This is a genomic window from Streptomyces glaucescens, assembly GCF_002154375.1.
Taxonomy (GTDB): Bacteria; Actinomycetota; Actinomycetes; order Streptomycetales; family Streptomycetaceae; genus Streptomyces; species Streptomyces glaucescens.
In genome coordinates this window covers 1-8,051 of sequence record NZ_MUND01000777.1, presented here as the reverse complement: position 1 = coordinate 8,051, position 8,051 = coordinate 1, and the positions used below count along the sequence as shown (strand labels likewise).

7 protein-coding genes are annotated in these 8,051 nt (G+C 71.4%); 1 reads left to right on the top strand and 6 read right to left on the bottom strand.

Annotated features, from left to right (window positions below; translation table 11 throughout):
* Positions 1-22: 22 nt before the first annotated feature.
* From CCN42_RS37030 to CCN42_RS37010, 5 genes are all read right to left on the bottom strand, one after another.
* Positions 23-2,347 carry an ABC transporter permease gene (locus CCN42_RS37030; RefSeq protein WP_086741688.1) on the bottom strand — a complete coding sequence of 775 codons (2,325 nt, stop codon included), beginning with the start codon at positions 2,345-2,347 and terminating at the stop codon, positions 23-25.
* Positions 2,344-3,033, bottom strand: coding sequence for an ABC transporter ATP-binding protein (locus CCN42_RS37025; protein ID WP_086741687.1), 690 nt, complete (start codon positions 3,031-3,033; stop codon positions 2,344-2,346). The genes CCN42_RS37030 and CCN42_RS37025 overlap by 4 nt, the downstream gene beginning before the upstream one ends.
* Positions 3,030-3,557 (bottom strand): PadR family transcriptional regulator, encoded by a 528-nt coding sequence (locus CCN42_RS37020; RefSeq protein ID WP_086741689.1) that lies wholly within the window; start codon positions 3,555-3,557, stop codon positions 3,030-3,032. Before CCN42_RS37020 ends, CCN42_RS37025 begins: the two co-directional genes overlap by 4 nt.
* A 62-nt stretch (positions 3,558-3,619) precedes the next feature.
* Positions 3,620-3,877 (bottom strand): type II toxin-antitoxin system antitoxin, encoded by a 258-nt coding sequence (locus CCN42_RS37015; RefSeq protein WP_086167262.1) that lies wholly within the window; start codon positions 3,875-3,877, stop codon positions 3,620-3,622.
* On the bottom strand, positions 3,874-4,809 hold the full coding sequence (locus tag CCN42_RS37010; protein ID WP_086741686.1) for an SPFH domain-containing protein: 936 nt from the start codon (positions 4,807-4,809) through the stop codon (positions 3,874-3,876). The genes CCN42_RS37015 and CCN42_RS37010 overlap by 4 nt, the downstream gene beginning before the upstream one ends.
* 242 nt (positions 4,810-5,051) lie before the next feature.
* Here CCN42_RS37010 and CCN42_RS37005 point away from each other — a divergent pair, with 242 nt between their 5' ends.
* The gene (locus tag CCN42_RS37005; RefSeq protein ID WP_086741685.1) at positions 5,052-7,349 is read left to right on the top strand and encodes a transglycosylase domain-containing protein; all 2,298 of its coding nucleotides are present in this window, start codon (positions 5,052-5,054) and stop codon (positions 7,347-7,349) included.
* A 93-nt stretch (positions 7,350-7,442) separates the two neighbouring features.
* On the opposite strand, the gene CCN42_RS37000 is transcribed toward CCN42_RS37005, so the two are convergent.
* A partial coding sequence (locus CCN42_RS37000) for an ATP-binding SpoIIE family protein phosphatase (RefSeq protein ID WP_158102187.1) occupies positions 7,443-8,051 on the bottom strand: 609 nt, incomplete at its 5' end.

Genomic DNA, 8,051 nt, shown 5'->3' with positions numbered 1-8,051 from the left:
TCCTCCGGCTGATGCGCCCGTCCTACTCCGTGCGCAGCCCGTCCGGGCGCATCAGCCGGAGGAGGGGCGGCAGGCTGAGCAGGGTTACGGCGAGGACGACGGCCGCGCCCATGCCCGTCATGGCCAGCACACTCATCCAGTCCACGCGGACCGCGGTGTCCGTCATCTTCAGCAGCACCGTGCCCAGGGTCAGCCCCACCGCGCAGGCCAGTGCGAGGCCGAGCGCGATCGGGACCGCCGTCTGCCACAGCACCGACAGGCTCAGCGTGCGGCGCCGGGTGCCGAAGGCGACCAGCGAGGACAGGAGCTTGCGCCGTTCGCGCAGCTGCTCCAGCTGGGAGACGAGCAGGCTCGCCCCGATCAGCAGCAGCACACAGGTGGCGCCGACGAACAGGCCGCTGCGGATGGCGGTGAACCGGTTGTTCTGCTTGCTGGACACCCAGGTCATCGGTTCGGCGAACGGGTCGATGTCCGCGGCGGTGTTGCGCACGTGCTCGCGGGCGTCCTGCACGGACTCGTCCAGCCGCAGGTACAGCTGGCCGGGCACGGCCGTCGCGGCCTCGCGGGGCAGGGCGCTCGGAGTGAGCAGGACGCCGCCGCGCCGGGTGCCGGTGGGGTCGACGATCGAGCGGGCCCGCTTGATGTCCTGCGGCACGGCCCAGGCGATCGGCGTCGACTCGTCACCGCTCGGGGGGTCGAAGTAGAGCATGCTGCCCGGCCGGGCCAGCGCGGGCCCTTCGGTGTCGTAGTCGGCGCCCTCCAGGACGAACACGTCACCGTCCCGGCAGGAGGGCAGCGCGGCCAGCTCCCGCAGGGAGCCGCAGTCGCCGACGGCCACCTGCGTGAACCGGTCGGGGTCGGTGAGCCGGTTGTCGAGCATGCCCTCGGAGAAGCCGTAGACCCGCGTGACGCCCGGGGTCGTCTCGAAGCGGGCGCGGGCCGCGTCGAGCGAGAGGCCCGCCGGGACGCCGACCTGCATCTGGGCGCGGGTGAGGTCCTTGCCGGTGCTCTCCGTGTAGTCCTCCTCGACGCCCGCGAAGAGCATCTGGAGCGCGATCGCTCCCGCCACCGCGACGGCGATGCCGTTGACCATGCGGGCCGCGGAGCCGCTGCTCAGCTGGAGCCGGCGTACGGCGAGCTGCCAGGACACCGCGCCCGCGCCGAGCCGGGCGACGACCGCCTCGACGATCCACGGCAGCAGCGCGGTCACGCCGACGAGGAGCAGCAGGACGCCGCCGGTGACCAGGTACTGGTTGAACTCGCCCGCTTCCCGCCCGTTGCCGATCATCGGGTAGAGCAGCGCGAGGCCGGCGAGCGGCAGCAGCAGCCGCCACCACAGCCGGCGCCGCGCGGGCCGCGAGGTGCGCACCACACCGAGGGGTTCGATCACCACGCCGCGCAGCGCGAACTGGGTGACCAGCACGGCGGCGGCCGGCACCGCGACGGCGACCAGCAGCGCCAGCAGCGGCGAGGGGTTCAGATAGCTCGGGAACGCGCTGAACCGGAAGACCTCCACCGACCCCGCCCACTGGCGGCCGATCAGGAAGAACCCGGTGCCGAAGACCAGCCCGAGCAGCGCCCCGGCCATCGCCTCGCCCGCGGCCACCCGCCGGGTCATCCGGCTGTCGGAGCCGACCAGCCGCAGCGCCGCGAGCCGCCGGTCGCGGCGCTCGCCGCCGAACCGCACGGCGGTGGCGACGAAGACGCCGACCGGCATCAGCAGCACCACGAAGACGACCAGGACCAGCAGGAGCAGCACCGGGTCCATCCGCTCGGACGAGGGCAGCGGATCCCCGAACCGTTCGAGCCGGGCGACCCCGTCGTCGAGCCGGGCCGCGAGGCCCTCCCCGCCGCGGTAGAAGGCGAGTTCCTGCGAGCCGATCAGCCCGCTCTCCCCGATGGTGCCGACGATCTTCTGCGGCAGCCGGTCGCGCAGCAGCTTGCCCTCGTCGGACTCCAGCAGCCGCTTCAGTGCCGGGGAGACCACCATCTCGTCCACGCCGGGCAGCTCGTCGAGGCCGGGCGGTACGGGAGCGTGCGGCCCCTCGGGCTCCAGCACCCGCCCCCGGACGTCCATCTCGCGGAAGGTCGTGCCGGCGTTGGCGATCAGCAGGGTGTCGTCGCCCTTCTTCGGCTCCGTCTGGTTGAACAGGAGGTCCGAGCGGGCGCTCTCCCGGTCGTGACGTGCCGCGAGCGCGTTCGGGATCGCGGTCGTGAGCAGCAGCAGCGCCACCCCGAGCCCGACGCCGACGGCGGTCAGCAGGGTGCGGATCCACCCCTCACGCCCGCCCGCGAACGCGAACCGGAACCCCAGGCCCAGGTCCCTGGACCACTGCCGCAGGCTCATACGACGCGCTCCATGTCCCGCGACCTGCCGTCCCGTACGACGATCTCGCGGTCGGAGTAGGCGGCGACCCGGGCCTCGTGGGTGACGAGCACGACGGCCGCGTTGGTGGACCGGGCCGCGTCCGTCAGCAGCTCCATGACGCGCTCGCCGTTGAGCGAGTCGAGCGCGCCGGTCGGCTCGTCGGCGAACAGCACCCGGGGACTGGTGACCAGCGCCCGCGCCACGGCGACCCGCTGGCCCTGGCCGCCGGAGACCTCGCCGGGCCGCTTGCCCGCGATGTCGTCGACCTCCAGGCGGGCCATCCACTCGCGGGCCGCGCGTTCGGCGGCCTTGCGGGGCGCGCCGTTCAGCCGCAGCGGCAGCGCCACGTTCTCCACGCAGCTCAGCTCCGGCACCAGCTGCCCGAACTGGAAGACGAACCCGAACTCGCTGCGCCGCAGCGCGCTGCGCTCGGCGTCGCTCATGGTGGCCATCTCGCGGCCGGCGTAGCGGATCGATCCGGCGTCGGGGGTGACGATCCCGGCGAGGCAGTGCAGCAGTGTCGACTTGCCGGACCCGGAGGGGCCCATGACGGCGACGACCTCGCCCGGGTGGATGGAGAACTCGGCGCCGTCGAGCGCCGTCGTCGGCCCGTACGTCTTGCGCAGCCCTTCAGCCACGAGCAGGGCGCCGGCGGGGGCGGTCATGCGGTCACCACCGTCTGGGCGAGCTTGTCGAGACGGGCGGCGGTCAGTTCCAGCCAGCGCAGGTCGGCTTCCAGGTGGAACAGGGCGTGGTCGCAGATCAGCTGGTCGGCGAGGTCGCCCTTGCGCTTGCGGTCGGTGAGGATCCGCATCATGCGCAGGTGCTCGGCGCGCTGGGTGTCGAGGATCCCGGCGGCGTCGCGGTGGGTGAGCAGGGCGAGGACGACCTTGGTGTAGAGGGTCGACTGGAGGTACGGCTCGGGCTTCTCCGGGGTGGCGAGCCACTGGGCGACGTCGGTGATCCCGGCGTCGGTGATCGCGTACCGCTTGCGCTCGGGCCCGCCGCCGGGCTCGATGCCGTCGACTTCGACGAGCCCGTTCTTCAGCAGGCGGGACATCGTCGAGTAGACCTGGCCGTAGTGGAGCGGCCGGTCCTGACCGAACTTCGCGTCGAAGGCCCGCTTGAGGTCGTAGCCGTGGCGCGGGCCGGACTCCAGGAGGCCGAGAAGGGTGTGACCGATGGACATGGCGGCCACTCTACACACCATGTATACGTCGCGTGTATACGTTCCGCGTATACGTGCGGTGTTCAGTTGTCCTGGTCGCTCGCGGGCCCTCTCGGCGGGCGGCCCCGGCGCGGGATCGGGCCCGCCTCGCCGGGCAGCCGGCCGGCCTCGGCCAGCGCCCGGCGCAGCAGGAACTCGATCTGCGCGTTGGCCGAGCGCAGCTCGTCACCGGCCCAGCGGGCCAGCGCCTCGTACACCAGCGGGTCGAGCCGCAGCAGCACCTGCTTGCGCTGCTGCCGCGGCCGCCGCCGCGGAGCGGGTCCCTCCGGAGAGTCCGTCACTGGTAGAGCGTCCCGGTGTTGAGGACCGGCTGCGCGGAGCGGTCCCCGCACAGCACCACCATCAGGTTGGACACCATCGCCGCCTTCCGTTCGGAGTCGAGTTCCACGATGTCCCGCTCGGCGATCCGGTCCAGGGCCGCCTCGACCATGCCGACCGCGCCGTCCACGATCTGCCGCCGCGCCGCGACCACCGCACCGGCCTGCTGCCGCTGGAGCATCGCGGAGGCGATCTCCGGCGCGTAGGCGAGGTGCGTGAAGCGGGACTCGATGATCTGCACACCGGCCGCCTCCACGCGCGCGTGCAGTTCGACGGCCAGCTTCTCGGTGATCTCCTCGGCGTTGCCGCGCAGCGAGAGGGCGTCCTCGTCGTGGGCGTCGTACGGGTACTCGATGGCTATGTGCCGGACGGCCGCCTCGGTCTGGGTGGAGACGAACTCGATGTAGTCGTCCACCTCGAAGGTGGCCTGCGCCGTGTCCTCGACCTTCCAGACCACGACCGCGGCCAGCTCGATCGGGTTGCCGTAGGCGTCGTTGACCTTCAGGACGGCCGTCTCGTGGTTGCGCACCCGCGTCGAGATCTTCGTCCGGGACGTGAGCGGGTTCACCCAGCGCAGTCCGTCCTGGCGGATGGTGCCCCGGTACCGCCCGAAGAGCTGGACGACCCGGGCCTCGCCCGGCGCCACCATGTTCAGCCCGCACATGGCGACGAACGCCGCGATGCCGACCAGGATGCCGCCGGCGATCAGTGCGGCCTTGGCGCCGGTCGCGGAAACGGCGGTGGCGGCGACGACCGCCGCGACGCCCGCCAGCAGCCCGAGCAGACCCAGGAGCAGGGCGAGTCCGCCGCCGATGCTGTGCGCGGTGAACTCCCGGACCCGGGGTTCGGGCATCTCGGGCAGGTCGGCGGTCGCCGCGGCGTCGTGTGTGGACATGGGTGGTCCCCCGTTCTCGTACTGCTTAGCTCTTACCTAGCTAACTGATATCACTTTACCCGCTCGTGGCAACCCTGAACCGCTTTCGGGCGTCGGTTCCGGTGGGACGCGTGCTGATTGTCACGTCCGTAAAAGACCGGATCGAACCGACTTGGTCACATAGAGCGGTGTTAGCTTTCAGAGCTGACCTGAGCCATGCGCACATGTGTGACGACCGAGAACGAAGCGGAGCAGACGGACTCATGGGACGAGCGGAAGAGAGACGAGCGCGACAGCGCGGTGGCCGCCGCGCGGCGCCCCGGCGCCGCCGTTCGTCGGGCGCGGCCGGCAAGAGCGGCATACGCCGGCTGTTCACCTGGAAGAAGATCCTCGGCACGTTCCTCGGGGTGTGCCTGCTCGGGATCGGCGCCTTCGTCGTGCTGTACCTGCTGATCGACATCCCGCAGGGGAACGCCCTCGCCAAGGAGCAGGGCAACGTCTACCAGTACAGCGATGGCACCACCCTCGCCCGCAAGGGCCTCAACCGTGAGGTCGTCGACCTCGCCGAGGTGCCCAAGCCCGTCCAGAAGGCCTTCGTCGCCGCCGAGAACAAGTCCTTCTACAGCGACTCCGGCGTCGACCTGAAGGGCACCGCCCGCGGCGTCCTCAACACCCTTTCCGGCAAGGGCAAGCAGGGCGGCTCGACCATCACCCAGCAGTACGTCAAGAACTACTACCTCACCCAGGAACAGACGGTCAGCCGCAAGCTCAAGGAGCTGATCATCTCCCTGAAGGTGGACCGCCAGATGTCGAAGGACGCCATCCTCGCGGGCTACATGAACACCAGCTTCTACGGCCGCGACGCCTACGGCATCCAGGCCGCCGCCCAGTCCTACTACCGCGTCGACGCCGAGGACCTCACCCTCGAACAGGGCGCCTACCTCGCCGCCCTGCTCCAGGCCCCCAACTCCTACGACTGGTCGATCGCCTCCCCGACCGGCAAGAAGCTGGTCCGCGAACGCTGGGACTACGTCCTGGACAACATGGTCGAGGAGGGCTGGCTCGACGCCGGCAAGCGCTCCGGGATGAAGTTCCCGGTGCCGAAGGAGCCCAAGGCCGCGCCCGGCATGGAAGGCCAGAACGGCTACATCGTCGAGGAGGCCAACCGGGAACTCGCCGGGCAGCTCGTCGCACAGGGCGCCGCCGCCGACATGGAAGAGGCGCTCACCAAGATCAAGCGCGGCGGCTGGACCATCACGGTCAACATCGACAGCAAGAAGCAGAAGCAGCTGGAACGGGCCGTCGAGGACCAGCTCACCCGCAAGCTCGACCCGAAGCAGCGGAAGGTCGACGCGGACGTCCAGGCGGGCGCCGCCTCCGTCGACCCGAGGACCGGCAGGGTCCTCGCCATGTACGGCGGCGTGGACTACGTCGAGCACTACACGAACAACGCCACCCGCGACGACTACCAGCCCGCCTCCACCTTCAAGCCGATGATCCTGGCCGCCGCCCTGGAAGAGGGCGCCACCACCCAGGACGGCACCCCCATCAGGGCCAACACCCTCTACGACGGCGACAGCGAGCGCCCCGTCGTGGACAACGGCGTCCGGGTCGGCTTCGCCCCGGAGAACGAGGACCACGTCGACTACGGCGACATCACCGTGCAGCAGGCGATGAACCAGTCCGTCAACTCCGTCTTCGCACAGATGGGCGTGGACGTCGGCATGCAGAGGGTGCTGGACACCGCCGGCCGGCTCGGCATGGACACCGAAGGCCTGGAGGCGGTCCCCGCCCAGACCCTCGGCTCGATGGGCGCGAGCCCGCTGGAGATGGCCGGCGCCTACGCCACCCTCGCCAACCACGGCAAGAAGGTCACCCCGACCCTGCTCGCCTCCGCCGAGCACAAGGACACCGCCGTCGACCTGCCCGACCCGGTCGGTGAGCAGGTCATCAGCCGGGAGGCCGCCGACACGGTCACCTCGGTGCTCACCGGCGTGGTCGACGACGGCACGGCCCGCAGGTCGGTCCGCAACAACCCGATGCGCGACGGCCAGCAGGTCGCCGGCAAGACCGGTACGTCCGACGACAACAAGTCGGCCTGGTTCACCGGATACACCCCCACCCTGGTCACCTCGGTCGGCCTGTTCGGCGAGGACGACAAGCCCCCGCACCGCCAGGTCCCGATGTACGACGCGCTCGGCGAGGACCGCATCAACGGCGGTGGCTTCCCGGCGCAGATCTGGGCCCAGTACACCTTCGGCGCGATGGGCAAGGTCACCGAGTTCGACCTGGAGACCGCCCAGGGCGCGGCGGTGGAGCCGACCTGGACCCCGACGACGCCGAGCCAGACCCCGAGCCGGACCCCGTCGCAGACCCCGAGCCGGACGCCGTCGCAGACGCCGTCGCAGACCCCGAGCCGGACCCCGTCGCAGACCCCCAGCCAGACGCCGTCGCAGACCCCGTCGCAGACGCCGACGACCACACCGCCGACGACCACGACTCCTCCGCCGGACGGCGGCGGCCTCCCGGACAACCCGTTCGACCCGGAACAGGACCGGTAACGGCACCCCGGAAGAGAGGCGCGGGGAACCGCGCGAACCCCGCGCACAAGCCGCACCCGCCGGACGACAGTCGTCGTCACGGCGGGTGCGCGCCTATATCCGGTTCAACTCGAACCAGACGACCTTCCCGGTGCTGAGCCGGGTCGCCCCCCACCGCCGGGCCATCCGGTTCACCAGGTACAGCCCACGCCCACCCTCGTCGGTGGCCCGGGCCTGCCGCAGCCGCGGCAGCTGCGGCACATCGTCACCGACCTCGCACCGCAGCACGTCGGTCCGCAGCAGCCGCAGCGTGATCGGCCGCGAGGCATACCGCACCGCGTTGGTGACGACCTCGCTGACCAGCAGCTCCACCGAGTCGGTCAGCTCCTCCATGCCCCACCGGGCGAGCGCCCGCCGGGCCAACCGCCGGGCCCGGCCGGGAGCGGCGTCCTCCGGCTCCAGGAACCAGTACGCCACATCACTCGGCGCGATCCCGTCGAACCGGGCGGCGAGCAGCGCGATGTCGTCGTCCCGGTCGCCCGGCCCGAGCATGTCCAGCACCTCGTCGCACAGCGCCTCCAGCGGCGGCGGATGGTCCGGCCCGGTCAGCTGCGCGGTCGCGGCGAGCTTCTCGCGCAGCTGCTCTATGCCGGTCCACACGTCCCGCAACCGGGACTCGACCAGGCCGTCCGTGTACAGCAGCAGGGTCGCCCCGGCGGGCGC

What these genes read in the sequence shown, in the direction of transcription:
- CCN42_RS37030 (WP_086741688.1), bottom strand. Translation starts at nt 2,347, where the DNA reads ATGAGCCTGCGGCAGTGGTCCAGGGACCTGGGCCTGGGGTTCCGGTTC.
- CCN42_RS37025 (WP_086741687.1), bottom strand. Translation starts at nt 3,033, where the DNA reads ATGACCGCCCCCGCCGGCGCCCTGCTCGTGGCTGAAGGGCTGCGCAAG.
- CCN42_RS37020 (WP_086741689.1), bottom strand. Translation starts at nt 3,557, where the DNA reads ATGTCCATCGGTCACACCCTTCTCGGCCTCCTGGAGTCCGGCCCGCGC.
- CCN42_RS37010 (WP_086741686.1), bottom strand. Translation starts at nt 4,809, where the DNA reads ATGTCCACACACGACGCCGCGGCGACCGCCGACCTGCCCGAGATGCCC.
- CCN42_RS37005 (WP_086741685.1), top strand. Translation starts at nt 5,052, where the DNA reads ATGGGACGAGCGGAAGAGAGACGAGCGCGACAGCGCGGTGGCCGCCGC.